26 protein-coding genes, 1 tRNA gene, 1 other RNA gene and 2 pseudogenes are annotated in these 26750 nt (G+C 65.7%); 14 read left to right on the top strand and 16 right to left on the bottom strand.

The window, feature by feature from the left end; all coding sequences use genetic code 11:
- Window positions 1-38: 38 nt before the first annotated feature.
- The 11 genes and pseudogenes from ACWDSJ_RS28925 to ACWDSJ_RS28875 all read left to right on the top strand — a co-directional run.
- The gene (locus ACWDSJ_RS28925) at window positions 39-326 is read left to right on the top strand and encodes a hypothetical protein (protein ID WP_450035629.1); all 288 of its coding nucleotides are present in this window, start codon (window positions 39-41) and stop codon (window positions 324-326) included.
- A complete protein-coding gene (locus tag ACWDSJ_RS28920; RefSeq protein WP_450035628.1) occupies window positions 326-616 on the top strand; it encodes a hypothetical protein in 291 nt (96 codons plus the stop codon). Before ACWDSJ_RS28925 ends, ACWDSJ_RS28920 begins: the two co-directional genes overlap by 1 nt.
- 50 nt (window positions 617-666) lie before the next feature.
- Entirely contained in the window at window positions 667-816 is a 150-nt protein-coding gene (locus tag ACWDSJ_RS28915; RefSeq protein WP_450035627.1) for a hypothetical protein, read from the top strand.
- Between the two features lie 382 nt (window positions 817-1198).
- Window positions 1199-3385 carry a type IV secretory system conjugative DNA transfer family protein gene (locus ACWDSJ_RS28910; RefSeq protein WP_450035626.1) on the top strand — a complete coding sequence of 729 codons (2187 nt, stop codon included), beginning with the start codon at window positions 1199-1201 and terminating at the stop codon, window positions 3383-3385.
- Entirely contained in the window at window positions 3382-4404 is a 1023-nt protein-coding gene (locus ACWDSJ_RS28905) for a replication-relaxation family protein (protein ID WP_450035625.1), read from the top strand. The genes ACWDSJ_RS28910 and ACWDSJ_RS28905 overlap by 4 nt, the downstream gene beginning before the upstream one ends.
- On the top strand, window positions 4401-5420 hold the full coding sequence (locus tag ACWDSJ_RS28900) for a DNA-methyltransferase (protein ID WP_450035623.1): 1020 nt from the start codon (window positions 4401-4403) through the stop codon (window positions 5418-5420). Before ACWDSJ_RS28905 ends, ACWDSJ_RS28900 begins: the two co-directional genes overlap by 4 nt.
- Before the next feature lie 84 nt (window positions 5421-5504).
- The gene (locus tag ACWDSJ_RS28895) at window positions 5505-5852 is read left to right on the top strand and encodes a hypothetical protein (protein ID WP_450035622.1); all 348 of its coding nucleotides are present in this window, start codon (window positions 5505-5507) and stop codon (window positions 5850-5852) included.
- A 261-nt stretch (window positions 5853-6113) separates the two neighbouring features.
- Window positions 6114-6455 (top strand): helix-turn-helix domain-containing protein, encoded by a 342-nt coding sequence (locus ACWDSJ_RS28890; RefSeq protein ID WP_450035621.1) that lies wholly within the window; start codon window positions 6114-6116, stop codon window positions 6453-6455.
- A 47-nt stretch (window positions 6456-6502) separates the two neighbouring features.
- Window positions 6503-6886 carry an excisionase family DNA-binding protein gene (locus ACWDSJ_RS28885; protein WP_450035620.1) on the top strand — a complete coding sequence of 128 codons (384 nt, stop codon included), beginning with the start codon at window positions 6503-6505 and terminating at the stop codon, window positions 6884-6886.
- Complete coding sequence (locus tag ACWDSJ_RS28880) at window positions 6883-8397, top strand: tyrosine-type recombinase/integrase (protein WP_450035618.1); 1515 nt, start codon at window positions 6883-6885, stop codon at window positions 8395-8397. The genes ACWDSJ_RS28885 and ACWDSJ_RS28880 overlap by 4 nt, the downstream gene beginning before the upstream one ends.
- Window positions 8357-9166 (top strand): annotated as a pseudogene (locus ACWDSJ_RS28875) (recombinase family protein); the annotation flags it as partial. The gene ACWDSJ_RS28880 and the pseudogene ACWDSJ_RS28875, both read left to right, overlap by 41 nt.
- 874 nt (window positions 9167-10040) lie before the next feature.
- On the opposite strand, the gene ssrA reads toward ACWDSJ_RS28875, so the two are convergent.
- The 4 genes from ssrA to ACWDSJ_RS28855 form a co-directional block, all read right to left on the bottom strand.
- Window positions 10041-10411: a transfer-messenger RNA gene (gene ssrA, locus ACWDSJ_RS28870) on the bottom strand.
- A gap of 138 nt (window positions 10412-10549) precedes the next feature.
- Entirely contained in the window at window positions 10550-11392 is an 843-nt protein-coding gene (locus tag ACWDSJ_RS28865; RefSeq protein ID WP_450035616.1) for an EamA family transporter, read from the bottom strand.
- Window positions 11389-11862, bottom strand: a complete 474-nt coding sequence (gene smpB, locus ACWDSJ_RS28860) for an SsrA-binding protein SmpB (protein ID WP_387368583.1) — start codon at window positions 11860-11862, stop codon at window positions 11389-11391. Before smpB ends, ACWDSJ_RS28865 begins: the two co-directional genes overlap by 4 nt.
- 59 nt (window positions 11863-11921) lie before the next feature.
- Window positions 11922-12485 (bottom strand): TetR family transcriptional regulator, encoded by a 564-nt coding sequence (locus ACWDSJ_RS28855; RefSeq protein ID WP_450035615.1) that lies wholly within the window; start codon window positions 12483-12485, stop codon window positions 11922-11924.
- Between the two features lie 84 nt (window positions 12486-12569).
- Between ACWDSJ_RS28855 and ACWDSJ_RS28850 the strand changes: the two genes are divergently transcribed.
- On the top strand, window positions 12570-13448 hold the full coding sequence (locus ACWDSJ_RS28850; protein ID WP_450035614.1) for an SDR family oxidoreductase: 879 nt from the start codon (window positions 12570-12572) through the stop codon (window positions 13446-13448).
- 168 nt (window positions 13449-13616) lie between these two features.
- On the opposite strand, the gene ACWDSJ_RS28845 is transcribed toward ACWDSJ_RS28850, so the two are convergent.
- From ACWDSJ_RS28845 to ACWDSJ_RS28800, 10 genes and pseudogenes are all read right to left on the bottom strand, one after another.
- Window positions 13617-14264: a slipin family protein gene (locus tag ACWDSJ_RS28845; protein WP_450035613.1), complete on the bottom strand. Its 648-nt coding sequence runs from the start codon at window positions 14262-14264 to the stop codon at window positions 13617-13619.
- Between the two features lie 134 nt (window positions 14265-14398).
- Window positions 14399-14472, bottom strand: a tRNA-Arg gene (locus tag ACWDSJ_RS28840).
- Window positions 14473-14701: 229 nt separating this feature from the next.
- Window positions 14702-14947: a hypothetical protein gene (locus tag ACWDSJ_RS28835; RefSeq protein ID WP_387368591.1), complete on the bottom strand. Its 246-nt coding sequence runs from the start codon at window positions 14945-14947 to the stop codon at window positions 14702-14704.
- Window positions 14948-15030: 83 nt separating this feature from the next.
- Window positions 15031-15261 carry a hypothetical protein gene (locus ACWDSJ_RS28830; protein ID WP_387368593.1) on the bottom strand — a complete coding sequence of 77 codons (231 nt, stop codon included), beginning with the start codon at window positions 15259-15261 and terminating at the stop codon, window positions 15031-15033.
- Between the two features lie 725 nt (window positions 15262-15986).
- Window positions 15987-17858 (bottom strand): annotated as a pseudogene (recQ, locus tag ACWDSJ_RS28825) (DNA helicase RecQ); the annotation flags it as partial.
- A 338-nt stretch (window positions 17859-18196) separates the two neighbouring features.
- Window positions 18197-19102 carry a permease-like cell division protein FtsX gene (ftsX, locus tag ACWDSJ_RS28820; protein ID WP_387368595.1) on the bottom strand — a complete coding sequence of 302 codons (906 nt, stop codon included), beginning with the start codon at window positions 19100-19102 and terminating at the stop codon, window positions 18197-18199.
- On the bottom strand, window positions 19102-19791 hold the full coding sequence (gene ftsE / locus ACWDSJ_RS28815; protein ID WP_387368597.1) for a cell division ATP-binding protein FtsE: 690 nt from the start codon (window positions 19789-19791) through the stop codon (window positions 19102-19104). The genes ftsX and ftsE overlap by 1 nt, the downstream gene beginning before the upstream one ends.
- 194 nt (window positions 19792-19985) lie before the next feature.
- Window positions 19986-20846, bottom strand: a complete 861-nt coding sequence (locus tag ACWDSJ_RS28810; RefSeq protein WP_387368599.1) for a mechanosensitive ion channel family protein — start codon at window positions 20844-20846, stop codon at window positions 19986-19988.
- A gap of 137 nt (window positions 20847-20983) precedes the next feature.
- Window positions 20984-22102 (bottom strand): peptide chain release factor 2, encoded by a 1119-nt coding sequence (gene prfB, locus ACWDSJ_RS28805; RefSeq protein WP_387368601.1) that lies wholly within the window; start codon window positions 22100-22102, stop codon window positions 20984-20986.
- Window positions 22103-22164: 62 nt separating this feature from the next.
- A complete protein-coding gene (locus ACWDSJ_RS28800) occupies window positions 22165-23022 on the bottom strand; it encodes a helix-turn-helix domain-containing protein (RefSeq protein WP_450035610.1) in 858 nt (285 codons plus the stop codon).
- 146 nt (window positions 23023-23168) lie between these two features.
- Between ACWDSJ_RS28800 and ACWDSJ_RS28795 the strand changes: the two genes are divergently transcribed.
- Window positions 23169-23759, top strand: coding sequence for an NADPH-dependent FMN reductase (locus tag ACWDSJ_RS28795; RefSeq protein WP_450035608.1), 591 nt, complete (start codon window positions 23169-23171; stop codon window positions 23757-23759).
- Window positions 23760-24016: 257 nt separating this feature from the next.
- Window positions 24017-24802 carry a histidinol-phosphatase gene (gene hisN / locus ACWDSJ_RS28790; RefSeq protein ID WP_450035607.1) on the top strand — a complete coding sequence of 262 codons (786 nt, stop codon included), beginning with the start codon at window positions 24017-24019 and terminating at the stop codon, window positions 24800-24802.
- Window position 24803: 1 nt separating this feature from the next.
- Here hisN and ACWDSJ_RS28785 read toward each other — a convergent pair whose 3' ends face one another.
- Both ACWDSJ_RS28785 and ACWDSJ_RS28780 read right to left on the bottom strand, forming a co-directional pair.
- Window positions 24804-25853 carry a glycosyltransferase family 39 protein gene (locus ACWDSJ_RS28785; RefSeq protein ID WP_450035606.1) on the bottom strand — a complete coding sequence of 350 codons (1050 nt, stop codon included), beginning with the start codon at window positions 25851-25853 and terminating at the stop codon, window positions 24804-24806.
- Window positions 25769-26545, bottom strand: a complete 777-nt coding sequence (locus ACWDSJ_RS28780) for a hypothetical protein (protein ID WP_450035605.1) — start codon at window positions 26543-26545, stop codon at window positions 25769-25771. Before ACWDSJ_RS28780 ends, ACWDSJ_RS28785 begins: the two co-directional genes overlap by 85 nt.
- Between the last annotated feature and the right edge of the window lie 205 nt (window positions 26546-26750).

Here is a 26750-nt window from a genome sequence, read left to right as displayed (position 1 = left end):
CTTCGTTTCGCAATTCCATTTGCACTACAGGAGGTTTCATGTCCAATCCGAACTCTGACCCCGCATCCAACAAACCGGACGATTTCGATCGCCAAGCCCGCGAACTGGCCGATCTGCTGAAGCTGACACCGCCAGGCGATCACCCGATCGTTGCCGAGCACTTGGCGACGGGCGTCGTCACTGTCACCGCGAATGCGCTGGCGGAACTGCGGCAGATGGTGGATGTCCACCACGACATGGCCCCGGTGGCTGCGCACCGCGTGATGGAGTTCGCTCAGCGGACAGCGCAACTGACCTTGGCGTGGATCAAGGAGTGGGCAGCGTGATGACCAGCCATCTGCCGCACGATCTGCTGATGCTGGTTGTGGTCTGCGCTGCGGGCGTTGGCGTACTGCTGGGCCTGTTCTTTTTCGCGGTGCTCTGCGAAGAGATTGTCGATGCGATCGAAGAGCGGCAACGGCGACGGCGGGCGATGGAACGGCAGCGCCAGAAAACTACCGAAGAGATCGCACGGATCGAACAAGACGCAGCGACAAGTCTGGAACGAATCGAGGCGGCGTATTGGTGTGCGCGCGAGGAGATGCGGCGGCAGGCCAATAGCAGGGGTGGCGCGTGAGCGAGTCGCCCCGCAGTTGGTTCGATCAGTTCGTTAGAGGGAGCGTTCACTTGCTGGTGGCGGTGATCTGCCTGTGCCTCGCCGTCCAGCTTCTTCGCTCGCTGCTTCCCGTCCTGCTAACTATTCTCGGCGTGATCGGCCTCGGCGGCGTAGGCTGGCTGATCTTTGTTGTCGTCCGCACAACGCGACAAAAATGGTGAGCCAAGCATTTTGACCGCAACGCCTGGCAGCCGTATCGGGTGTTGTAGAAATTCCAACCTCAATTGTTTATTGCATCAACGCAATACATAGTGAGTGCGTAGCAGTTGCACGTATGCAATAGTTGCCGACACCAGGCCCATCAGCGGCCTGAGCCAAGAAATCAAGTAACCAATTCACGAAGGGATCGACGCATGTCAAAAACAGGACGTACCAACCTACGACGAAGCGCCAAGCGCAATCAACGTCGCCGCATCACTGTTCACGGTGAGCGACGGCCGTCACCAGACCTACGGAAGCTCGGGCGCGCCGTCATCACCGCGGCCATGGCCGAGGCCAAACGGACACACAGCATCACCCGAGAGGGCGACGAGGAACACGGCCATGAGCAGTGAGCGTTCCTCGTCCCTGACACCCGATGCCTTGGTCTGGCAACAGGTGCACTGGCCGCATCCCTTTCGGGAGGCCGCCGCGCTGTCACTCCTGACGAGTTGGGCGGCGCAGAAGCACGCGCTCCTGATCCTCGAAGCGAGAGCCGACGTCACAGGGGTGGAATACCTTGTCGGCAGTCGGCTTCGCCATGCTCTCACCGTCCGGCGCGCCATTGAGCAGCTGGTACGCGGCAGCATCGTCACAGAATTCGAAAGCAGCGAGCGGGCCACGGTCAGCACGGCCCGCCGTCTTCGCACCAGCACCACGAACCGGCCGCTGGAACCGATCAATCCGGTTGCGTCACATCGAGCGATCCTGAGTGCCCTCACTGCCGTTGGCAAAAATGAACGCCTCGTCATCCAAGCCGTGCTCGGGCCTCGGCACCAGCCGGCGCTACCCCCATCGGCACCAGCACGTGACGATCAGTCCCTCACCAGCAAAGTGCTCAACGGGATCTTGTCCGACCGCCGTGGCAACATCCGGGAAGTACTCGCTCGCAAGCTTGCTCAGCATGGGTTCGAGGTGGTGGTTCGGCTCGGTGTGCATGCTGCAACGTCGGAACGACGCCGAACGCTCCTGCTCGGACTGACCGCGGCGATCAGCACTGTCGAATCGGCTGGGGTTCGCCTGCGTCTCGCTGACGAGAAGGCGGCCCGCATCAACGCTCCGCGGGCCGGTTGGTCCTTGCTGATGCCGTCGCAGCACCTCAGCGTGCCCGAGGTCAGCTACCTCGTGGCCTGGCCGGTCAGTGATCACGACAGTGACCAGTTCCCTGGACAACCGCCGGTACACCCGAAACCGATCCGGCCGACCCACGCCGTCCAAACCGGCACCCGCACAATTGCTCTGGCGAATGCTCCGGGGGCGCGCGGACCAATCGGTTACGACGTCATCGACGCCCTTCGGCACACCTGGATCAGCGGGCCCTCCGGTGTCGGCAAGTCCGCTTTGTTGCTCAACCTGATCGTTCAGGATCTCGAAGCGAATCGACCTGTCGTCGTCATCGAGCCGAAAGACCTGATCGCCGATCTCCTCCAGCGCATTCCCGAACAGCGCAAAGACGACGTGGTGCTGCTCGATCCGCTCGACAGCGCGCCGGTCGGCCTCAACCCGCTCGATGGACGCTACCGAGGCAACCGGACGCCGTACGTCGTGGCTGACGCGCTGTTCGGCATGTTCAAGTCGATTTACGGCGACAACCTGGGCTACCGCAGCGAGGACATCCTACGAAACGCACTCTTGGCCTTGGCCTTTCACGACAACGCCTCGCTGATCATGTTGCCGATCTTGCTCACCAACCCGGGCTTTCGCCGCTCGATCACGCAGCGCGTCATCAAGGACGACCCGTATAGCGCCGCCTGGTTCTGGGAGAAGTTCGACAGTCTGTCGCCCGAAACAGTGACGAGCATCGTGGCACCTATATCCAACAAATTGCGGCCGTTGCTGACCAAGCAGTTACGCGGCGTCCTGGCGCAGCGCAGCCCGAAATTCGATGTGCGCCAGGTGCTTACCGGGAACAAGGTTCTCTTGGTGCCGCTGCAAAAGGGTGTCATCGGGCCGGACTCGGCACAGCTCCTGTCCGCCGTTGTCTTGTACCAACTTTGGAACGCCGTCTTGGAACGGGCTGGAACGCCGGAGCATGAGCGCACGCCCGTCATGGTGTACGTCGATGAGGCTCAAGAGTTCTTCAAATTTTCGAACGACCTGCCCGATGCGCTGGCGATGGCACGCAGTCTCAAGGCCGGGTTTCACCTGGCGCACCAGCACGAGGCGCAGCTGTCAAAGGCGATGCTGGAGGCGTTTCGCAACAACGCCCGCAACCGAATTGCCTTTCAGCTTCAGCCGGGCGATGCCAAGAGTGCTACGGCTGGCCAGTCCGTACTCAGCCCTGAAGATTTCAGCGAACTCCCCGCCTTTCATATATACGCGCGACTCGTCCGGGACAACAGCGTTCAGCCCTGGGTGTCCGGCGTCACACTGCCACCTCCGCCGATCACCAGCGACCCCGACGAAATCCGTCGTCTCAGTCGCTCGCAGTACGGGCAGCCGCTCGATGACATTGAGGCCGGCTTCGCCGAGCTGCTGGACGATATCGGCGATGCGCCAACAATCACGCGCCGCAAGCGGAGGCAGGCATGAACAACTCTCACGATTTTGGATTGGAGGTAGAAGTGAAAATCCGAGCCGTACCAGGCAGCCGTATCGACCACCATGTCGCATCAGCTGAATCCGCAGCATCACCCCAGGTCAGCCGCCTCCGTCGGACCGCTCGCGCAACGACTGATGGTGCCCATACGGGCACCACACCCTCAGCCCATCCCCGCCGAAAGGTTGTTGTCCGGCGCGATATCTGGAGCATCGGCGAGGCACTTAGTCAGCGGGACTGGGCCATCCTTCGATCAGTCTACGAACACCGCTTCTTGACGGTCGCGCATGTCTTCGAATTGCATTTCTCCGACTTGAGTCCGAGGCACGGACTGCGGAACGCGCAGCGGGCGTTGGAACGCCTGCGCAGCCTTCACATTCTCGGCGACATCGACCGGCGAAGAGGTGGAGCGGAAGCCGGTTCAGACGGCATGGTGCACTACGTCGACACGAATGGCGAACGGCTCCTCCGGGCTGAAACCGGCCAACCCGTCCGTCGTCACCTGACCGACCCGAGCGAAACATTTATCAAGCACACGCTCGCTGTCGCCGATGTCCACGTCGAACTCAGCCAAGCGCACCGTTCCAATGAGTTGGAGCTCCTGAACTACCAAATGGAGCCGTCGTGCTGGCGACGCTTCATCGGACCTGGCGGTGGCCGGCTCATATTGAAGCCTGACATGTTCGCCAGCGTCTCGCCGAGCGCGGCAAGCGAATACGTCGATGACTACTTCTTTGAAGTAGACAGAGGCACCGAGCCGATCCCTCGCCTGATCAAGAAATGCCGCGACTATGAGACGTACCGGCGCACGGGCACCGAACAGGATCAAAGCGACGGTGCGTTTCCCCGCATCGTGTGGAGTATGCGTGCCAAAGATCCAGCCAAAGCTCTCCGCCGGAAGATCGCGCTCCGCGAAGCTATCGACAGGGACCGGCATCTGCCGAGCGAACTGTTTCATGTCATCACGCCGGAGGAGTTGATTGGCCTCGTGGCGCGCGGAGGAGCTGCATGAACGCGCCATTGAACACGCTCCTGGTAGGAGATGCGGCCGAGCAGCTTCGTCGCCTTCCCTCGGCCGCGGTCGACATGGTGCTCACCAGCCCGCCATATTTTCGGCTCCGAGACTACGACGCCCCTGGTCAGCTGGGCCTCGAAGCGCACGTCGACGAGTGGGCGGCTCGCCTGCTTGAGGTCAGCCGCGAACTGCACCGTGTCCTGGTTCCCACCGGCACCGTCTGGCTGACCCTCGGCGATACCTATTCGACGCACCGACGTCAGGGAGCGGCCTACAAGAGCCTGCTGCTTGCGCCCGAACGTCTGCTCCTCCAGCTCCAGGCTGCCGGGTGGATCGTGCGCAACAAGGTCATCTGGCAAAAGTCCAACCCGATCCCCAGCAACACGCGTGATCGGCTCAACACGACATATGAGGTTGTGTACGTGCTCGCCAAGCAGCCCCGGTATTTCTTCGACCTCGATAGCATCCGGGTGCCGCATCGCTCCCCCGCTCCGAAGCCCACACCCACAAGACCGTCCGCCGCGAGCGCCTGGCGCGGCCCGAATACTGATTCGACGGGCGGCTTGGCCGTGGTGAAACGCGAAGGCCGCGTGGGGCATCCGCTCGGCAAAAATCCAGGTGATGTCTGGCTGCTGGCGACATCCAGTTTCCGCGGTGCCCACCATGCCACCTTTCCGCTGTCCCTGGCGGAGCGGGCCGTCACCGCCGGCACCCCCGAACAGCGGTGCTCAACGTGCCTCAGTCCTTGGCGACGCAAGGTGATTCGTCAGTTCGGCGGGCGTGCGAGTCGCTCGGCCCTCGGCCCCACCTGTACGTGCGGTGCAGCACCCGAACCTGGTGTGGTTCTCGATCCCTTCATGGGAAGCGGCACAACGGCAGTCGCCTCTGAAGGCCTGGGGCGTCACTGGATCGGCGTCGAACTCAATCCGGCGTTCGCGCAGTTGGCAGTCGATCGGATCGAAGCGGCACGCTCGGCGGTGCCGCGGGCCGGTCCGAGCGCATCCGCTGCGTAGAGGCATCGCCTCGTCGGTGTCATGCGGCCGTCGTCGTAAGCGCTCCACGCGCTTACCGGCCGCACCATCACCGAGGAGGCAGGCATGTCTGCACCGGAATCGTCCGACGGCCAAGAGAAGAAGCTCGCCGTCGGACTCAATCCCTACCGTCATACGCAACTGTCCTGGGTTGCGAAGCTGCGCGGCAATACGCTGACGCAGGAGTTCCTTGACGCGATCGACGCCCACATTGAGGCAGCGAAGCAAGATCCGGAACTCCTCAGCCAAGCCGCCAAGGTTCGCGAAGAGATCGAGCGCGAAGCCCGCGCCAGGCAGGAAGCAATCGACGCGCTCTTCACCGAGTTGCCTGCTCCGTCCCCCGATAAGAGCGGCAGCACCCCGGCACGCCCGCGCCGAGGTCAGAAGAGCGACCAGGGAGCACCGGAGAGCTGATCCTGTCCGGCATTCGGTGTACCGGGAGGGTGGCGGTCGGACCAGACGGTTCGAGCGCCACCCGACCGGGTGAACATCAAACGCTGAAATACATACGAAAAACGGAGAAATCGCCACCGGCCGATGTTGTGGAATTGTGTAATTCTATTGCATTAACCCGATGGTATTGGATATTATTTCAATACCAAGGAGATTTATTAAATAAAAATGAAATCTGACCACAGCTCACCACTGCATCCGGTACTAGTCGAACGACGGCGAGTGCTACATCTGAGCAGCAAGGAAGTTGCTAAACGGGCCGCACTCGATCACACGACGTATTGGCGAATTGAAACGGGCGTAGTAACCAAACCGCAGGTTGAGAATATCGCCGCAATTGCGCGAGCGCTAGACCTGTCATGTACCGATCTTTTCGCATTGCTCGGCTGGTTGCCATCGGATGAACTGCCAAGCATCAGCCCATACCTGCAGGCGAGATACGGCGACTTGCCGCCCGAGGCTCACCAGCGGATTAGAGGCTATTTGGTGGCGTTGACCGAACAGTATGGCGTCAGTTTCGATATTGATCCATACGACCCGTCTGAACGTAACCCGTTCGTGTAACAAGACTCGGAAACCAATTTTTCGACATAATAGGAGAGGAGGGGATCATGAATCAACTACTGAAGAAACCCAAGGCTGCGACACGGGTGGCGCAACGAAATAGTACTATTTCCCCTACTCTACCGCATGACACTCAGCCGCTGCTTCGAGTCCTCGGCACGCTTGCCTTGAAGCTGTCGGAGGGAGATGTTCCCGATCGCGATTGGCTGACTACCGAACTTGCACAGCTAGATATCCGCCGCGCAGGTAATAACGACCTACTTACGCTCACAGAGGCATGCTCACGCCTCCGGCTGAGCAAGTGGAGCGTCTACAAGCTGATCCACAACGACGAACTGCGAACCGTAAAGGTCGGCAGCCGAAGGTTTGTACCGCTTCGCGAGGTCGAGCGCTTTCTGAAGACTCTCATTGCAGACGGGGGCACATTATGACTCGTCGCGGTCGGGGCGAAGGCAGTATTTACCTCCGAAAGGATGGTCGCTGGGAGGGTGCCGCCTATCTTCCTACTGCGAGCGGAAAACTGCGCCGAGTTCGTGTCTATGGGAAAACTCGCAAAGAAACCAGCGAGAAGCTGACTCTCCAACTTGCCGACGCAAAGCGTGGCATTCCGATTCCGGAACGATCGTGGACGGTCAGGTCATACCTGGACTACTTCATCCAGGAGGTGGCTCCGAAGACGCTCCGACCTGCAACGATATCCGGCTATTCCAATGTCATCGAGCGCCAGCTGAAACCAATGCTCGGACCGCGCCCGCTCACTCAGTTAACCGTCACTGGCTTACAACAGGTCTTCGATGGCGAAATCGCTGGAGGTATGACGGTCCCGACTGCGATGCAGGCAAAGCTCGTACTGAGCGCAGCTCTTACCCGAGCCATGCGCGAAGACCTGGTAGTCAGGAACGTAGCACGCCTCATTGTGCTGCCGCACCATGACCGCAAAGAAATCGAACCGTGGTCAGCCGACGAAGCTTCTCGTTTTCTGATGGCTGCCCGATCGGAGGAGCTGTACCCCCTATTCCTGATGTTGACACTCTACGGCATGAGGAAGGGTGAAATACTCGGGCTGCAATGGTCTGATATCGATTGGGATCGGGATGCTTTCCGCATACGCCAACAACGTCAGGTCATACGAGGTCGGATGCATGTTGGACCAGTCAAGACCGCTAAAGGAAAACGACGACTCCCCTTGCTGACCTTCGTACGTCAAGCACTGAACCAGTATCAGACTGCTATTGATGATCGGCCTTCTCGCGCCAACCCAGGTCGCTTCATCTTCGTTACCGAAAGCGGCGAGCCACTGCCTCAATCTCAGCTATACAAGACCTTTTCGGACATCCGCAAGCGCGCTGGGGTACGCCGCATCCGTATCCACGATCTCCGCCATACTGCTGCAACCTTGCTTAAAAACTATCGTGTGCCGGATCGCGATATTCAACTCATTCTCGGCCATTCGCGCATATCAATAACGCAGGAAATCTATCAACACGGCGACAGTGAAACTCAACATCATGCTTTGAGCCGCTTGGAGGATAGGTTGCTACTGGGCGTAGACGACAGGGACAGTAGCCGTCAGGTTCAGCCGTCAAAGCGAGTATTGGAGGCCGCTACCACTCCCTTGCGCCAGGGGCGAGCAGGAGTCGCAGACGCCCTCGAAAATATGTTATCCACAAAAATCAACCATCTCCGCCGTGACCCCAGTCTTGCCCCTATATTCAAACGCTTGCGAATTGCCACAAACTCGTACGTGCTCGGCGCTGTTGCCGTCAGAAATAGCCGTCATCCTGACGAAGCAAACCTTGTCCTATGGGAGTGGATCCCCATGAGGGAAGCCCTGACACCGCTCACGACGCCCTTCACTAATCCAACAATCACACACAATGACGATTATCTAGGAGGACCAATTGGCGAAACGTGGCCGCCCGGCTTCGATCCGGACGCATAAAAAGGCCGTCTTGCTACTCAGAGTCTCGACCAAGCGTCAGCTTGAGACAGCCGTCGACATCGACCCTGACGGTCTGTCGATTGCTACCCAGCGCGACCAGGGAACTGCCAAGGCAGACGCGATGGGCGTGGAAGTGGTCGAGGAGTTCATTGAGCCTGGCTACTCGGCCAAGACCATCGACAAGCGGCCGGTCATACGGGAGCTGCTCAAGTACCTGACCGAGCACCCCGAGGTCGGCTACGTCATCGTCTACATGCGCTCCCGCGCCTTCCGCAACCGCTTCGACGCCGCCATCGTCGAAGCCCAGCTCAACAAGATGGGTGTCCGCCTCATCAGCGCCAAGGAGGACTTCGGCGAAGGTCCGCATGCCGTGGCGATGGAAGGCATGCTCGACGTGATGAACCACCTGATGAACACGCTGCAAGGCTTGGACATCCAGGAGAAGATGCGCACCAAGGCCGTCAACGGCGGCACGCTCGGCATTGCTCGTATCGGGTACCTCAATGTGCGAGTCGAGTACGAAGGCAAGCTGATCAACACCATCGCCCTGGATGAGCGACGAGCGCCATTGGTGCGTAAGGCATTCGAGCTGTACGCCACGGGTCGCTACGGCCTCGAACAGCTCGAAGCGACCATGGCAGACCTTGGACTGACAGCACGGCCAATCGGAAAGCACCCCGAGCGCCCGGTGTCGTTCAAGCGGCTGCACCAGATGCTCCAAGACCCGTACTACGCGGGATGGATCGACTACGACGGCGAGCTGTACCCCGGCCGCCACGAGCCGATCGTCACCCAAGAACTCTTCGACCGCGTGCAAGACGTCATGGATATGCGCAGTCGCCTGGGGCAGCGCGACCGCGTACTTCAGCACTACCTGAAGGGTGACCTGTTCTGCGAGCGCTGCCGTCGAGTTGGGCGTATCTCCCGGCTGATCTACACGGAGGCGCGGAGCCGAAATAGGAGTCTCTACGGCTACTTCCTGTGTCGGGGCAGACAAGACCGTCTGTGCGATCTGCCCTACCTCCCCGTCGAACAGGTCGAACAAGCCATCGTCGACCACTACAGCACGCTTCAACTCCCTGCGCGGTTCCTGGATGAGGTTCGCGAAGCCCTGGAGGCGGCGCTGAGCGACGAACAGGCCGGCTTGCGTGACATACACGGCACGCTGAGAAGGCAGCTCAAAGAGCTCGATGGCCAGGAAGAGCGATTGCTCGATCTCGCGATGGACAAGGCTCTCCCCCAGCCCAAGATCAAAGCACGCCTGCGCCGCATCCAGAACGACCGCGCCAACATCGAGGCACGTCTCAGCGCAACCACCGCAGAGCTGACGGTAGGGGTCGAAGTGCTCACCAGTGCTCTTGACCTTCTCCGCGACCCTCAGCGGATGTACGAAGACGGCAGTGATGCCGTCCGTCGCCATCTCAACCAGACGTTTTTCGAATGCTTCTACCTGGACATCGAAGGGGTGCTGACGGACCAGCTCAAGGAGCCGTTTGGGGACCTGCACGAGGCCATTGGTGCGGACCGCACCTTTCACCGGGCGATCACCGGCCATGTATCGCCAGGTAGAAGGTCTAGAAACGAAGAAAGTGGTCCTACTCTCCCCCAGGTCCCGAAGGACCCCGGTTCGAGTAGGACCACCCTTGTGGAGCTGCCGGGAATCGAACCCGGGTCCTCCGCCGTGTTTCCAGGGCTTCTCCGTGTGCAGTTCGCTATGCCTCTACTCGGATCTCTCGGTCACGCGAACGAGCCGAGATGGCGATCCCAGTCGCTGTTGGTTGTCCCGTCCGACTCCGCGACCGAGGCGGACGGTAGAGCCCTCTAGCTGATGCCAGGGGCCGGGTCGAGGGCGAACCCGGGCTGACAGACTCGCTTTACTGCTTAGGCAGCGAGAGCGAAGTCGCGCTGATGAGAATCGGCGCTTATTGGGTTACAGCGACGCTTACGGTGGTCTCCTGCCTGCACCGACACGCTTCCCCTGAATCAACGTACGCAGTCGAAACCGTTCAGCCCCGTCTGTGTCACCGACTCAGATGACCCCGGCCGTGGCCGGGCTACCCATCATAACAGCTTCGCGCGAGCGTTCATTCCCCCCGGACCGCCGGGCGTGGCGTGGACGGGAGGGGCCACTGTCGTTCCGGCGCACCGGCTTTCACGCCGTGGCGATCAGGGCGACCGAGCCCAGGGCGAGGGCCATGCCGACCCGTTGCAGCGGGCCCACGCGCTCGCCCAGCAATACCATCGCGAGCAGGACGGTCGCCGCCGGATACAGCGAGCCGATCACGCTGACCAGCGACAGCAGCGAACCGTGGAAGGCGTAGAGCATCGCCACATTGGCGATCACGTCGAGCACGCTCACATAGGCGGCCAAGCGCAGCGGGCGGCCGCTCGGCGCGCGGAAGTCGCCGGTGGCCAGCGCCGCGACCCAGACGACGACCGTCGCGGTCGCGCGCGAGGACACCAGCGGCCACAGACCGGCCGGTCCGGACGACTCGTGGAGGAATACGAACGCCAGCCCGAAGGCCAGGCCCGAGCCGAGGGTCAGCAGCGCGACCCGGCCGTCGAAGCGCAGGTCGCGCTCCTCGCCGGGCGATTCCTTGCTCACCAGCGCGACGGCCACCACCGCGAATCCGATGCCGATATAGGCAGCGAGGTCGGCGCGTTCGCCGGACAGCAGGCCGATCACCACCGGAACTCCGGCGACGAGGACCGCGGTCAGCGGCGAGACGACCGACATCGGACCGCTCGCGAGGGCCGCGTAGAACCACCACACGGCCAGCCCGCTCGCCACGCCCGCGGCGGCGCCCCACGCGAGCGTGACCACATCCATCCGCGCCGGGACCAGCGGCGCGATCACGAGCATGAGCAGCACCGACAGCGGATAGGACACGATCACGATGCGCAGGGCGGCGACCCGGCGCGCGGCCACCCCGCCCACGAAATCGCTCACCCCGTACCCGACCGCGGCGAGCAGGGCCAGCAGGACAGCGGTCAACGCATGCCCTTGATCCGGCGACCGAGCTCGCGTGTCACCTCCCGCTCCGCGGTGCGGCGGGCCAGGTCCTGACGCTTGTCGTAGTCCTGCTTGCCCTTGGCCAGGGCCAGTTCGACCTTCACCTTGCCGTCGGAGAAGTACATCGACAGCGGTACCAGCGTCTGCGAGGACTCCTTGGTCTTGCCGGTGAGCTTGTCGATCTCGCGGCGGTGCAGCAACAGTTTGCGGGTGCGTCGCGGGGCGTGATTGGTCCAGGTCCCGTGCCCGTACTCCGGGATGTGCAGTCCGCGCAGCCACACCTCGCCGTCGTCGATGGTGGCGAAGGCGTCGACGAGCGACGCCTTACCCTCGCGCAGACTCTTCACCTCGGTACCGACCAGCGCGACCCCGGCCTCGTAGGTTTCCAGGATCGTGTAGTTGTGCCGCGCCCTGCGGTTCGTGGCGATGACCTTGCGCCCCTTCTCCTTCATAACGACCAACAATAAGTGGCGGGGGCAATCGAATATTCCGCGCGTTCGCCGAGGGCGGATCAGGCGTCGACGACGGCGCGCAGATGGTCGAAGGCCTCCCGCACGTGGTCGGCGAAATCACGGGCGCTCGGATCGTCCAACCACCGTTCGAAGGCGACGCGGAAGACCGCCACGCCGATCTCGGCGGCGAGAATCGCCTCGAGGTCGCCGACCCCGCGGGCGCGCAGCGCGTCGGCCGTGGCCGAGCCGAGGGTGAGGAGTTTGGCCAGCTCACGTTCCTGCAGGCTGGGATTGGCGACGATCACCTCGCGCCGCCGCAACGCGTGCGCGCGACCCTCCTGCATCCATTCGGCCACCGCGACCACCGCCGCCGCGACGATCTCGAGGGGCGTGGCGGACTCCGCGGCCTCGGCGATCGTGCCGACCAGGACCTCGCGCAGGTTCTCCTGACCACCGAACAGGACCTCACGCTTGTCCGCGAAGTGCCGGAAGAAGGTGCGTTCGGTCAGCCCCGCGCGCACGGCGATATCGGACACCGTGGTCCGGTCGAACCCGCGTTCGCGATAGAGCTCCAACGCCGCCTGTTCGAGCCGGCCACGAGAGTTGGGCTCCCATCGACTCATGCCTCGATCTTAATTGATGACAGCGACTGACATGGGTGCTACGCTGACGACAGCGACTGACATCAACTTCTGGAAGGGTTCATCATGCGTGTATTCGTCACGGGCGCAAGCGGTTTCATCGGTTCGGCCGTCGTTCCGGAATTGCTGCGAGCCGGTCACGAGGTGGTCGGGCTCGCTCGCTCGGAGGCCTCCGCTCAGGCGTTGACGGCCGCCGGAGCCGAGGTGCGGCGCGGTTCGCTCGAGGATCTGGACGTGCTGCGCGCGGCCGCCGACGAGGCCGACGGCGTCATCCACCTGGCCTTCGTCCACGACTTCGACAATTTCGACAAATCGGCGGCCATCGATCTGCGGGCGGTCGAGACGTTCACCGAGGTGCTCGCCGGATCGGATCGTCCGCTGGCCATCGCCTCCGGCGTGCTGGTGCTGCGCGAGAACCTCCAGGCCGCGCCCACGTCACCGGCCGGGCCGCGGGTCGCCAGCGCGCGGACCGTGATGGCGGCCGGAGCCCGGGGCGTCCGATCGTCGGTGGTCGCGCTGCCGCCCTCGGTGCACGATATCGGCGACGGCGGTTTCGTCCCGCAGCTGATCAGAGTCGCCCGGGAGAGAGGCGTTTCCGGCTACATCGGCGAGGGCGAGAACCGCTGGCCCGCCGTGCATCGGCTCGACGCGGCGGTGGGGTTCCGTCTCGCTCTCGAAACGGCGCCCGCGGCAACGGTTCTGCCCATTGTCGGGGACGAGGGTATTCCCACCCGCACGATCGCCGAAGTGATCGGCCGTCATCTCGATGTTCCGGTCGTCTCCGTCGCGCCGGACAAGGCGTTCGAGCATTTCGGGTGGATCGGCGGGTTCTTCTCGCTGGACGCCGCCACGTCGAACGAGACCGCCATCGAGACTCTGGGGTGGAAGCCGACGCACCCGGGGCTGCTGGAGGATCTGGAGCAGGGGCATTACTTTCAGCAGTAGTCCGGGTCGGAAGGCGCTGCGCCGCAGTCGATTCGAGATCGACAAGTCGCCAATCCGATTGGCGCACGGACCAGCGAATCGCGACGGACCGGGCAACGACTGGATCGGCTGTAGCGAGTTGCGGCTGTCGCCCGGCCCGGCGGTCGTGGGACAGCCGGGCCGAGCGGGTCAGGCGCGATCGCGCGGGTCGAGCACCACCTGGGTGCCCGGGGTGGACGCGACCTGCAGCGTGCGCAGCCGGAGCAGGGTCGGGTTCTCCTCGAGCAGGCGGGCGGTGTTGGCGAGCGAGCGGAGCGCGGCGGCCTCGGCGCGGGCGCGCTCGAGGTCGGCGCGGCCACGCTCCTTGGCGAGCACCGTCTCCAGGGCGGCCTTGCGGAGTTCGCCGGGGAGCATGAGGTCGCGGGCGCGCACGCTCGTCACCGCCATGCCCAGTTCGGCGACGGCCGCGGCCACCTCGTCGGCGCCGGAGAGCAGGTCGCGATCGGCGATCAGATCGTCGAGGGTGTGAGCGGCGACCTTGTCGCGAGCGACGTCCTGTACCGCGGAGTACAGCACGTTCTCCGGGTACTGGGCACCGATGGTGAAGGCGACCGGGTCGGTCACCGACCACGCCGCGACGAAGCTGGCGCGCAGGGACAGTCCGTCGCGGGTGAGGAGTTCCTGACCGCCGACCTGCAACCGGCGCGGTCGCATGTCGACCTTGACCAGCGTGCTGCGGCGCTGATCGAAGCGGTGGCGGCCCGGCTCGAGCACCTTGTCGAGCTTGCCGTCGCGGTAGAGGAGCGCGCGCTCCCAATCCATGACAGTAACGTGCACAGTGAAACTCCTTCCCCCACAACAGGTTCGGCGCGGACACGCCCTGTCCCGATCACGATGCCGCGGCGGGGGCGTCCCCCGCACGAGGCGGAGAGCCCGCAGAGCCGCGACACCGGCGGAGGATCGGAACAGGGCGCGTCGGAAGGGATTTGAACCCCGACAGACTTAGGAGGTCTGCGCCAACCAATGGCATGGCCGCTTCCGACACGGGGAACGCGGGCCGGAGATTCCGGTGCGCCCCTCGATGACGGCCACGGTCGAAAAGATACGGGCTCAACGGCTTTCGGTGCCAGTGATTTTCCGCCGCAGTCGCGCCGCGAACGAGCCACCCCTGGGCAAGAGACCGCGCGGATACCGGTTCGGACCAGGTGGGTCGATCACGAATAGCCCAATGACAAGGAGGTGACGAGAAGGCTCCCGGAAGGGCCCGGCAGCCCTCAACCGTTCGGCCGAAGTTCCAGATAAGCCAGGAGAACGGCGATGAAGATCAGCACCAGGGCCACGGTCGAGGCCCGCGGGCGGCCGCGATGCGGCTGCTGGTGCTGCGGGCGCAGCCAGCCCGCGTCCACCGTGCCGTCGACGCGCCGCGCTCGGACGCGCACGAGGTCGGGGCCGTCGCCGCCGGAGCCGGAGTCGGAGGACTGATCCGAACGATCGTCGTTGCGGGCATGATGATCGTGCATGGCCGCACGCTATCCGGAGCGGGTTGCGCGAGTACGGGATTCGGACCGCGCGATTGGTGTGTCGAACATTTCTCCCCCGTCGTCTATCCGCCCGGCCGCACCTGGAGATAGAGCACCAGGGCGGCGACCCAGATGGAGGCCAGCAGCATGGTCGAGATGCGCGGACCGCCGAGCAGTTTGCGTGACCACACCCGTCGCTTGGCGGGCGGGTCGGTGGTGACCACCGGCTCGGCCGCGGGCATGGACACCGTGAAGACGGCACGGTCCACGGGAAGACCGTCCCCCAGGATCACCTCGTCGTCACCGGGCGCCATACCACCACGGTACCCGCAGAGAAGACGCGAATACACGCAGTTCAGCGGGGCCGATTCGAGGTTTCGACTCGGTCGGATGTCCATTTCGAGCGGATCCGCCGGAAGGCGCTCCCCCGCAACCGTTTTCGCGGCGATCAGTACATATCGTCCGGCGGCGGCTCGAAGTCCCAATCCGGGGGCGGCTCGTGGTCCCAGTTGTCCGGAGGCGGTGGGACGTCCTCGGCCGCCGCGAATCGCGACCCGGTGCGCGCGGACGCGCCGCGTCCACCCGACGCCGCCCGGGTGCCAGCGGCCCCGCTCGATGCGGAGCCACCCGGTCGCTGCCCGGCTCGGGCCGCACTCCCCGCGGCTCCGGCCTGATGTTGCCGCCGAGATGCCGATGCGTCGCCCGTGGTCGGAGCCGCACGGTCATCCGCGTGGCCCCCAGTCGCCCGGACACGCCCTGCAGCCCCGCGCCCGGCCGCATCCGAGGACCCCGTGGATGTGGAAATATCGCGCTGCCCCGTTCGAGCGTCACGCTTGTCCGCATCCGAAAGCCCTGCGGGCGTGGGCAACTCGTCCTGCACCATTCGAGTCTCACTCGCGGCCACATTCGACGACTCTGCGGGCGAGGGCATCTCGCTCCGCCCCAACCGGGAGTTCGAGGCTTGGCTTCCCGTCTCGGATACCGAGCGCGAGCCAGAGTCCCCCACCGCCATCCGCGAGGCCGAGGGCGAGTCCGCGCCACTTCCGACGGTCTCCAGCACACCCTCGCCGTACTTGGCCCGCTTGTTCTCACCGATTCCGCTGATCGTGCCCAACTCGGCGAGGGACCGCGGCTTGCGGGCGGCGATCTCGCGCAGTGTGGCGTCGTGGAAGACGACGTAGGCGGGAACACCCTGTTCCTTGGCCACCGACGCTCGCCAAGCGCGCAATCGCTCGAACAGGTCGGCGTCGCCGGGGGCGAGTTCGACCGCGGCGCGGGCGGTCTTGGTGCGCGAGACCTTCGCGGGTTTGGCGCGTTCCGGCTCGCGGCGCAGCATGACCGTTCGGCCGCGGAACAGCACCTCCTCGCTGGTTTCGGTGAGGGTCAGCACGCCGTACTCGCCCTGCACCGCCAGCAGGCCCTGGGCGAGGAGCTGGCGGATGACGCCGCGCCACTCGGTATCCCGCAGGTCCGCGCCGACGCCGAAGACCTTGAGTTCGTTGTGGTTGTGCTGCAACACCTTCGGGCTCGACTTGCCCAGCAGGATGTCGATGAGATGGCCCGCGCCGAAGCTCTGGCCGCGTTCGCGTTTCAGGCGCAGGATCGCGGAGAGCACCTTCTGGGCGGGGACCGTGCCGTCCCAGGATTCGGGTGGGGTCTGGCAGGTGTCGCAGTTGCCGCAGGATTCGCCGCGCTGACCGAAGTAGGCCAGGAGTTGGGTGCGGCGGCATTGGACCGTTTCGCACAGGGCGAGCATCGCGTCCAGGTGCAGTTGGAGTTGGCGGCGGTGGGCGGCGTCGCCGTCGGAGTTGTCGATGAGTTTGCGTTGTTGCACGACGTCGGCGAGGCCGTAGACCATCCAGGCCGTCGAGGGCAGGCCGTCGCGGCCGGCGCGGCCGGTCTCCTGGTAGTAGCCCTCGACCGATTTGGGCAGGTCGAGGTGGGCGACGAAGCGCACGTCGGGTTTGTCGATGCCCATGCCGAAGGCGATGGTCGCCACCACGACGAGGCCGTCCTCGCGCAGGAAGCGGGCCTGGTTGGTGGCGCGGGTGCGATTGTCGAGCCCGGCGTGGTACGGGACCGCGGGAACGCCGTTGCGGGTGAGGAATTCGGCCGTCTTCTCCACCGAGTTGCGCGACAGGCAGTAGACGATGCCCGCGTCGCCGGGGTGCTCGGCCTGGATGAAGGCGAGCAGTTGCTGTTCGGGGCGGTTCTTGGGTTCGATGCGGTACTGGATGTTGGGGCGGTCGAAGCTGGCGACGAAATGCTTGGCGCCGGTGAGGTCGAGCCGTTCGGCGATCTCCTTGCGGGTGGCCTCGGTGGCCGTCGCGGTCAGGGCGATGCGGGGGACGTCGGGCCAGCGCTCGTGCAGCACCGACAGGCCGAGGTAGTCGGGCCGGAAGTCGTGGCCCCACTGGGAGACACAGTGCGCCTCGTCGATGGCGAAGACCGAGACCTTCGCGCGATCGAGCAGGTTCAGCGTGGATTCCAGGCGCAGCCGTTCGGGCGCGAGGTAGAGCAGATCCAGTTCGCCGGAGACGAATTGGGCCTCCACCGTGCGGCGTTCGTCGGGGAACTGGGTCGAGTTCAGGAAGCCCGCGCGCACGCCCAGCGCGTTGAGCGCATCGACCTGGTCCTGCATGAGCGCGATCAACGGCGAGACGACCACGCCCACCCCGGGCCGCACGAGCGCGGGGATCTGATAGCACAACGATTTACCGCCGCCGGTCGGCATGAGGACCAGCGCGTCACCCCCGGACACCACCTGCTCGACGATCTCGCGCTGTAGCCCGCGAAAGGTGTCGTAACCGAACACCTTCCGCAGAACCTGATGTGCCGCATCGGGTTTCGCACCCGCACCGGAGTCATCGGCGGCCGTCTCGAGCGTCTCGGGGAAACTCACCCTGGCCATCCTACGGATCTCCCGCCCCGGCGAAAGCCCTCATCCACACCCGCACCCTTTGTCCGCATCCGCACCCCCTTCAGGGCACTACAAGGGGTGCGGATCCCAACAAGGGGTGCGGCTGGAGTTGCCGCACACTTTGTTCGGAGCCGCACCCGTTTCAGGGCCATGCAAAGGGTGCGGATTCGAAAAAAGGGTGCGGCTGGGTTGCCGCCACAGCCTGGATGCCCGCACCTGGGTTGAAGCCACAGCCTGGGGCGCCGCGACTGAAGTGCTCGCGCCTGCGGTGCCAGTGCCTGGAGTGCCCAGCGCATGGGATGGCACCCCGGAGACGAAGCGGGCCTGGGCTATTCGCGGACGTAGTAGCGCAGCGTGCCGTAGGCCGTGAGGGCGGCGAAGGCTATGCCGACCGGGACGATGGTCAGGGTGACGATGGCGATGTCGTCGCCGGTGATGCGGGGGAAGACCTTGGAGGCGAACAGGTCTCCGAGGGCGCGGTCGATGACCAGTGGGCGGGCGATGAGGAGGCCGAGGAAGGCCAGGGCGGAGCCGGTGAGGGCGGCGACCACGGCTTCCAGGAGGAAGGGGAGCTGGGTGTACCAGCGGGTCGCGCCGACCAGGCGCATGATGCCGACCTCGGTGCGGCGGGTGAAGGCGGCGATCTGGACCATGTTGGCGATCAGGAGCAGGGCGGCCACGGCCTGGAGGACGGCCAAGCCGAAGGCGGCGTTGCGGAGGCCGTCGAACAGGCTGACCAGGCGGTCCACGATGTCCTTGTCGTTGCGGACGAAGCCGACGCCGGGGCGGGCCTGGAACTTCTGGAAGATCAGCGGGTAGTCGGCCGCGTCGGTCATCTTCACGCGCAGCGAGGCGGGCAGCGGGGATTCGCTCACGTACTGGGCGAGTTCCGGCTGGTCTTTGAAGGTCTTCTCCTTGGCCTCGCGGATCGCGTCGTCGCGATTGAGGAACTGCACGGTCTCCACGCCGGGCATGGCCTTCAGATCCGACATGAGCGTCTTGCACGGATCCTTCGAACAGTCCGGATCCGACGCCGAGACGTCCTCGGTCAGATACAGCCGCACCTCGAGCCGATCCAGAAAGTACTGCTCGGTCTTGTCAGCCATCCGCACCGCGAGCAGACCGCCGCCGAGCATGGTCAGCGACACCGCCGTGGTGAGGATCATCGCGATGGTCATGGTGACGTTGCGGCGCAGGCCGTTGAAGACCTCGCCGAACAGGAAGCTGATCCGCATTACCGGCCCACCCCGTACACGCCGGTGGCCTCGTCGCGCACGAGGCGGCCGCGGTCGAGTTCGACCACGCGGCGGCGCATGGCGTCCACGATGTGGTTGTCGTGGGTGGCCATCAGCACCGTGGTGCCCGTGCGATTGATCCGTTCCAACAGCGTCATGATGTCCTGACTGGTCTCCGGGTCGAGGTTGCCGGTGGGCTCGTCGGCGAGCAGGACCAGCGGCCGGTTCACGAACGCCCGCGCGAGCGCGACGCGCTGCTGCTCACCGCCGGACAATTCGCTCGGCAACCTGTCCGCCTTACCGGACAGGCCGACCAGATCCAGCGCCTCGGGCACCGCGCGGTTGATGAACTTGCGGTTCTTGCCGATCACCTCGAGCGCGAACGCCACGTTCTGCTCGACCGTCTTCTGCTGCAACAGCCGGAAGTCCTGGAACACGCAGCCGATGCGCTGCCGCAGCTTGGGCACCCGGCGGCCCGGTAGTCGATCGACCCGGAAGTCGGCGACGTGGACCTCGCCGGACGTGGGCGCTTCCTCCTTCAGCAACAGCCGCATGAACGTCGACTTGCCCGAACCGGACGGTCCGATGATGAAGACGAACTCGCCCTTGCCGATCTCGACGGAAACACTGTCCAGCGCGGGTCGCGTCGAGGTCTTGTACGACTTGGTGACGTTCCGCAGGGTGATCACGGGGAGCCAGTGTAACCAGCTTTTCCGGCGGCTCCCCGTGACCCGACGGTTATCGGCCCGGCGTCGGCGAGATCACCGATTGCGTAATCGAATTCGTGATCGGCGGAAAGCCGGAGTGCGTCGACGCGGTGGGCTTGACGAACAGATACAGCACAAATGTGACGACCCAGACGGCAACGAGGATCGCCGTCGACCTACGCGTTTTCACTCATTCCCTCCCGGCGCAGCGCGGCGGCCACCCGAACCCGCAGCTCACGCCCAACTTCGAATTGTTTGCCCGGCAATGTGCGGGCAACCATGCGGATGTTCATCTGATCGACCGTGAGGTCCTCGAGACCCATGACCGTGGGCTCGTCGAGCAGCAGGGATTTGAGCCTGCGATCCTCGAACGCCTTGGCGCCCACGTCGTGCAGGATCTCGTTGACCTTGGTGATGTCGGCGGTCGCCGGTACCGGGACGTCGATCGCGGCACGAGCCCAATCCTTCGACAGATTGGTGACTTTCACGATCTGGCCGTTCGGCACCGTGATCACCTCACCGTCGGCGTTGCGGAGGGTGGTGATCCGCAACGTGACGTCCTCCACCGTACCTTCGGCGGGGTCGGGCTGTCCGGTCACGGCGATGCGAACCACATCACCGAATCCGTACTGCCGCTCGGTGATCAGGAAGAATCCGGCGAGCAGATCCTGCACCACACGTTGCGCGCCGAAGCCGAGCGCGGCGCCGAGCACCGCGGCCGGGGCGACCAGCCCGCTGACGGTGAAACCGAAGCGCCGCAACACTTCCAGGCCCACCAGGAAGTACACGATCGACAGCAGCACCCAGGTGATCACCTGCGCGAGCGCGTGCCGATGCTTGGCCGCCTCGGAGCGGACCAGCGAATCGCTGCTCTGGAAGCCCGCGTCGATCTTGCGGGTGATCCGGTCGCGCACGTAGGTCGCGAAGCGGCTGAACAGCATCGCGCCGACGACCAGCAGCACGACCTCGAGGCCGTTGCCGCGCAACCAGGTGACTACTCCGCCGTCGTCTCCGGCGGCAGCGAGATCCGCGATCATCCCCGCACCGAGACCTTTCCCTCGCCGAAAAGCACGCTTGACAGGCTACTACGGAGACCCGCTCGCCCACACGCCGTGATAGTGCCGTGATCTTGCATACGGTAGCCGTACCCGATATTCGCCTTGTCGATCCGGAATTACTGGTCGTCGCCCTGTCGCATGCGCCACCGGATTCCTTCTTCGATGAACCCGTCGATATCGCCGTCGAGTACCGCGGTGGGGTTGTTGACCTCGTAGTTGGTCCGCAGATCCTTGACCATCTGGTACGGGTGCAGGACGTAGGAGCGCATCTGGTTGCCCCAGGACGCGCCCTCGTTGGTCTTGAGGGCGTCCATCTCGGCGCGCTCCTCCTGCCGCTTGCGCTCGAGCAGTTTGGCCTGCAGCACGCGCATGGCCGAGACCTTGTTCTGCAGCTGGGACTTCTCGTTCTGGCAGGTCACGACGATGCCCGTGGGGATGTGGGTGATCCGGACCGCGGAGTCGGTGGTGTTGACGCTCTGGCCGCCGGGGCCCGAGGAGCGATACACGTCGACGCGGATCTCCGATTCGGGGATGTCGATGTGGTCGGTCTGCTCGACGACGGGCAGCACCTCGACCTCGGCGAAGGAGGTCTGGCGGCGGCCCTGGTTGTCGAAGGGGCTGATCCGGACCAGGCGGTGGGTGCCCATCTCGACCGAGAGGGTGCCGTAGGCGTAGGGCACCTTGACCGCGAAGGTGGCGCTCTTGATGCCCGCCTCCTCGGCGTAAGAGGTGTCGTAGAGCTCGACGGGGTACTTGTGCCGTTCGGCCCAGCGGATGTACATGCGCATCAGCATCTGGGCCCAGTCGGCGGCGTCCACGCCGCCCGCGCCGGAGCGGATGTTGACCAACGCCTCGCGCTTGTCGTACTCGCCCGACAGCAGGGTGCGGACCTCCATCGCCTCGATATCGGCGCGCAGGGACGCGCGTTCGGCGTCGGCCTCCGCGAGGGCCGCGGCACGGGCCTCGCCCTCCTCGCCCTCGGCGAGTTCGTAGAGCACCGGCATATCGTCGAGGCGCTGGCGCAGGTCGGTGACGCGGCGCATTTCGCCCTGGGCGTGCGACAACTCGCTGGTGACCCGCTGCGCGTGCTCCTGGTCGTTCCACAGATCGGGGTCGGCGGCCTGCTGCTCCAGTTCGTCGATCCGGCGGCGCAGCTCGTCGACATCGAGGACCGCCTCGACGGTCTTCAGGGTGGTGTCGAGTTGGGCGAGATCGGCGGCGACGTCAGGATGCACGATGCTCCAATCTACCGGTCGGCCTGGGCTGCGGTGAAATACGGCGAGCCCGTGCCGGGGGCTCAGCCCGAGACCGCGCGCAGGCCACCGGGACGACGGCCGATCAGGGCGTCGAGCGCGGCGGCGGTGGCGTCGTCGGCGGGCAGGTCGACCAGGAGGTATTGGTCGTCGTCGGCCGAGAGATCGAGGCGTTCGTAGGACAGGCGCAGCGGGCCCGCCTCGGGGTGGTTCATGCGGGTGACGCCGTGGGGGTCGGGCAGGCCGTTGACTGTGGCGATCCGGTCGGCGAACGCCTTGCCCGCGGTGAGGGTGAGTTCCTCGATGAGCGCGACCACCTCGGGGATGGATCGGTACGGGCCCTGCCGCAGAGTGGCGACGGTCTTGTCGGCCAGATGGTCCCAGTCCGGATAGACCTCGCGGGCGCGCGGATCGGTGAACAGGTAGCGCGGGAAGTTGGCGGGCAGGCCGCCGTCGAGCTGACCGGTCGGGCCGACCAGGCGGCGATAGCCGTCGGTGCAGGCCAGCACCTCGCCGAGCCGGTTGCGGACCGCGGCCGGGGCGGGTTCGAGCTGGTCGAGCAGGGCCCGAATCGGCGGGCGCACAACGCGATTGGGTGCGGCGGCGCCGGTGCAGTTGAAGCCGGGTTCGGCGCCCTTGGCCAGACGGTGCAGGTGCACGCGCTGGGCCGGGGTCATGTCCAGGGCCTCGGCGAGCGCGCCGAGCACGGCCGCGGAGGGGCGGCGGTCACGGCCCTGTTCGAGGCGGGTGAGGTATTCGACGCTGACGCCCGCCAGGGTCGCGAGTTCGGATCGGCGCAGGCCCGGGGTGCGGCGGCGCGGTCCCGTCGGCAGGCCGACCCGCGCGGGGGTGACCTGTTCGCGCACATTGCGCAGGAACACGCCCAGATCGTTGTCGCTCACGTCTCGAAGGTAACTCGAGCCGGGGACCCGGAGCGTAGCCCTGTCACTACCACTCTCGACGCGGGCTCCCTGCCGGGTTCGCGCGGCGGCAGAGTCGATCCCGAGCGATCGACCGATCGCCGAGTTACGACCGAGGAGAGTTCGAAATGTCCACCAGCCCATTGCGTCTCGCGATCATCGTGGCCAGCGTCCGGGAGGGCCGCTTCGGCCCCGTGGTCGCCCGCTGGTTCGCCGAGCGGGCGCGCCGCCACGCCGGATTCGAGGTGACCGTCATCGACCTGGCCGAGGCGACGCTGCCCCTGGCCCTGCCCGCCACCTCCCCCAAGGTGGACCCCGACCCCGTCCGCCCCGCCGATATGGCCGCCCTCACCGAGGGCCTCACCGCCGCCGACGCCGTCGTCGTGGTCACCCCCGACATCAACCGCAGCTACCCCGCCTCCCTCAAGACCGCCATCGACTGGCACTACACCCAATGGGACCGCAAGCCCATCGCCTTCGTCGGCTACGGCGGCCTCACCGGCGGCCTCTACGCCATCTCCCACCTGCGTGAGATCTTCAACGAACTCAACGCCCACACCCTCCGCGACTACGTCGCCTTCCCCCGCTACTACGAACTCTTCGACCCCGAAGGCAACCTGCACGCCCCCGCGGGCCCCGAGGACGCGGCCACCACCATGCTCGACCAACTCGAATGGTGGGCCCGAGCCTTGTCCGCGGCCCGTCAGACCGTCGCGTAATCCGGCTGGTGTCCCGCCCCGGCCCAGTACGCCTCGCCTTCCGGTCCCACTACCCGACCTCCCGCTCCCCACGTCCCAACCTGCCGCCTCCCATGTCCCGGCCGCCACTCCCCACGTCCCGGCCGCCACTCCCCGCGTCCCAGCCGCCACTCCCCCATGTCCCGACCGCCACTTCCCACGTCCCGGCCGCCACTTCCCATGTCCCGGCCGCCACTCCCCCTGTCCCTGAGCGCAGCGAAGGGCAATAAGGTTGCCCCGTGACGCGATACACCTCGGATCTGGAATTGGCGCTGCGGTTGGCCGATGAGGCGGATGGGATCACGCGGGGGCGGTTCGGGGCGCTGGATTTGAAGGTGGACAGCAAGCCGGATCTGACGCCGGTGTCGGACGCGGATCTGGCGGTGGAGGAGGCGGTGCGGGCGAGCCTGGGGCGGGAGCGGGCGGGGGACGCCGTGCTGGGCGAGGAGTTCGGGGGCGACGCCGAGTTCCGGGGGCGGCAGTGGGTCATCGATCCGATCGATGGGACGAAGAACTTCGTGCGCGGGGTGCCGGTGTGGGCGACGCTGATCGCGTTGCTGGAGGACGGGATTCCGGTGGTCGGCGTGGTGAGCGCCCCGGCCCTGGCGCGGCGGTGGTGGGCCGCGGCGGGCGAGGGGGCGTGGAGCCGGTTCGAAACCCAAGGGGCGCGGCGGATTTCGGTGTCGGCGGTGCGGGAGTTGAGCGCGGCGAGCCTGGCGATCTCCAGTCTGTCCGGCTGGCGGGATCTCGGGCTGCGGGATCAGCTCATCGGCCTCACCGACGAGGTGTGGCGGACGCGCGGCTACGGCGACTTCTTCGGCTACTGCCTGCTCGCCGAGGGCGCGGTGGACATCGCGACCGAACCGGAGGTCTCCCTGTGGGATCTGGCCCCCCTCGACATCCTGATCCGCGAGGCGGGCGGGCGTTTCACCGCGCTCGACGGCACCCCCGGCCCGCACGGCGGCAGTGCCGTCGCCACCAACGGCCTTGTGCACGACCAGGTTCTGACTCGCCTGCGGTCCTGAGTCAGCCCAGGCCCTTCATTCGCGGCCACGCGGTCGCCCACGGTACGCGCGGGGTGCAGACGGACAACGGCGCGTGCTGTTCGTCGTTGTCGAGATCCAGTCCGTTGTCCAGGCGACCCGCCGGGCGCAGGTCCGCGCACAGGGCCGTGAGCCGCTCGGCGTCGATTCCGACGGTGAGAACGGGCTCGGCGTCCGGCAGCGGACCCCACCACCAGTAGGAGTTGTGGCCGCTGCGCGGAGTGGGCAAACCGTATGCGGCGCCGAACCTTTCGAGGGCGCCCGCCTCACCGTAGTTGGCGGTCAGCAGGCCCGCCGACGGTGCGTACCGGGCGCGCGCCGCGGCCACCTGCGCCACGAGATCCGGCCAGCCGACGGTCTCACCCATGTCGTAGTTCACCGCGACGATCGGTGAATGCGCCAGCGCCGCAACGGGAAACACCGGAAGGAACAACACCACGGCCATCGCCGCGTTCACCAACCCCGCGGGAACCACCGCGACCCACGCCCTCCCATGCGCGCCCAGCCACGCCGCGAACGGCACCGCCCCGGCCGCCACCAGTACCGGGTACATTCCGGCGAGGTAGTAGCCCTTCCCACCGGTCACCAGGAAGACGACGAACAGCAGTACATAAGCGACGGCGAACCCGCGATACCGCGGCTCCCGCCACAACCGCCACCATCCGTACCCCCACACCGGCACCGCGAACAACCCCGCCAGCACCAACTGCACCAGCACGAACTCGAGCGGCGAATTCGAGGTCCCCGAGGACCCGCCCGCGATGGCCCGGCTCAACGCCCACTGCGGCCACCCGTGCCGCGCCTGCCACCAGAGATACGGCGCCCAGAGCACGAGCCCGATCCCGACGGCCAGCGCGAAGTACCTGGTGGCGAACATCTTTCGCGGCCCACAGACGACGAACGCCACCACCAGCCCCACCACCGGGAACACCAGCAGCGCCTTGTTCATCAATCCGACCCCAACCAGCGCGCCCACCACGAGCCACCACCGCGGATCCCCGTCCGCGCGCAGCACCCGCAGCAGCGCGACCACGATCCCCGCCGTCGCCAACAGGTCGAAGGCGGTCGTCCCATCAGATGCCCGGCGCCCACCAGGATCATCGACATCCCCATCACCCCCGCCGCCAGCGCCCGCGCCCCACGACCACCACCGAATTCGCGGGCCATCCACCCCGTGCACACGATCACCCCGGCCACCGCGAGGATCGCCGGAAACCGCAGCAGCACCAGCGAATTCGGATCGATCGCCGCCATCGCCCGCGCGATCACCGGCACCAACGGCGGTTGATCCGCGTATCCCCAGTCGAGATGCCGCCCGGCGGCCAGGAAGTACAGCTCGTCGCGGTGATAGCCGTACCGGTCAGCGAAGGCCAGCTCGATCAGCACGTACAGCGCCGCTACCCAATACACATCGCACTCCCGCCACGAGCCCTCGTCCGCGCCCAACGCGAACCGTGATCCACACTCCCGCAACGAGGCGTGGCCCGCCCAACACGAACCGTGGTCCACGCACCCACCGCGAGCCATGGGCCATCCTCCCGACGCGAGCATGGTCCACTGCCCCGCCACGAGCCGTGCTCCCGACGCGGGGATGGTCCACTGCCCCCGCCGCCAGCCGTCGTCCGTCCTCCCGACGCGAGCCGTGATCCACGCGCCAACCGCGGGCCGTCCGTACTCCCGACGCCGCATCGGATCGGCGGCGAGCGTGCCCACGCGCGCGAGCACCCGCTCACGGTATCGGCGAGGGCGGGTTCGCGCCCGGCGGTTGGGGGGCTGTACCCCCCAACCGAAGCCCTTGCCCCCGCACGGGCTGTTAGGAGCGTCGCTCCCCGGCTATACCTGGAACAGCGCACGTCGTAACACGATTTGGTCGCCCGCCGATCGCCGTGTGTATGCTGCCGCTCGACGGCGTTCTTACTCTGGAGTAAGA

Source organism: Nocardia sp. NPDC003482 (assembly GCF_053588115.1).
This window is presented reverse-complemented; position numbering and strand designations above follow the sequence as displayed.

Bases quoted from the DNA above. Each gene is read 5' to 3' on its own strand.
- ACWDSJ_RS28925 (WP_450035629.1), top strand. From the start codon at position 39: ATGTCCAATCCGAACTCTGACCCCGCATCCAACAAACCGGACGATTTC.
- ACWDSJ_RS28920 (WP_450035628.1), top strand. From the start codon at position 326: ATGACCAGCCATCTGCCGCACGATCTGCTGATGCTGGTTGTGGTCTGC.
- ACWDSJ_RS28910 (WP_450035626.1), top strand. From the start codon at position 1,199: ATGAGCAGTGAGCGTTCCTCGTCCCTGACACCCGATGCCTTGGTCTGG.
- ACWDSJ_RS28905 (WP_450035625.1), top strand. From the start codon at position 3,382: ATGAACAACTCTCACGATTTTGGATTGGAGGTAGAAGTGAAAATCCGA.
- ACWDSJ_RS28900 (WP_450035623.1), top strand. From the start codon at position 4,401: ATGAACGCGCCATTGAACACGCTCCTGGTAGGAGATGCGGCCGAGCAG.
- ACWDSJ_RS28895 (WP_450035622.1), top strand. From the start codon at position 5,505: ATGTCTGCACCGGAATCGTCCGACGGCCAAGAGAAGAAGCTCGCCGTC.
- ACWDSJ_RS28885 (WP_450035620.1), top strand. From the start codon at position 6,503: ATGAATCAACTACTGAAGAAACCCAAGGCTGCGACACGGGTGGCGCAA.
- ACWDSJ_RS28880 (WP_450035618.1), top strand. From the start codon at position 6,883: ATGACTCGTCGCGGTCGGGGCGAAGGCAGTATTTACCTCCGAAAGGAT.
- smpB (WP_387368583.1), bottom strand. From the start codon at position 11,862: ATGAAGGAGAAGGGGCGCAAGGTCATCGCCACGAACCGCAGGGCGCGG.
- ACWDSJ_RS28855 (WP_450035615.1), bottom strand. From the start codon at position 12,485: ATGAGTCGATGGGAGCCCAACTCTCGTGGCCGGCTCGAACAGGCGGCG.
- ACWDSJ_RS28850 (WP_450035614.1), top strand. From the start codon at position 12,570: ATGCGTGTATTCGTCACGGGCGCAAGCGGTTTCATCGGTTCGGCCGTC.
- ACWDSJ_RS28835 (WP_387368591.1), bottom strand. From the start codon at position 14,947: ATGCACGATCATCATGCCCGCAACGACGATCGTTCGGATCAGTCCTCC.
- ACWDSJ_RS28830 (WP_387368593.1), bottom strand. From the start codon at position 15,261: ATGGCGCCCGGTGACGACGAGGTGATCCTGGGGGACGGTCTTCCCGTG.
- ftsX (WP_387368595.1), bottom strand. From the start codon at position 19,102: ATGCGGATCAGCTTCCTGTTCGGCGAGGTCTTCAACGGCCTGCGCCGC.
- ACWDSJ_RS28810 (WP_387368599.1), bottom strand. From the start codon at position 20,846: ATGATCGCGGATCTCGCTGCCGCCGGAGACGACGGCGGAGTAGTCACC.
- ACWDSJ_RS28795 (WP_450035608.1), top strand. From the start codon at position 23,169: ATGTCCACCAGCCCATTGCGTCTCGCGATCATCGTGGCCAGCGTCCGG.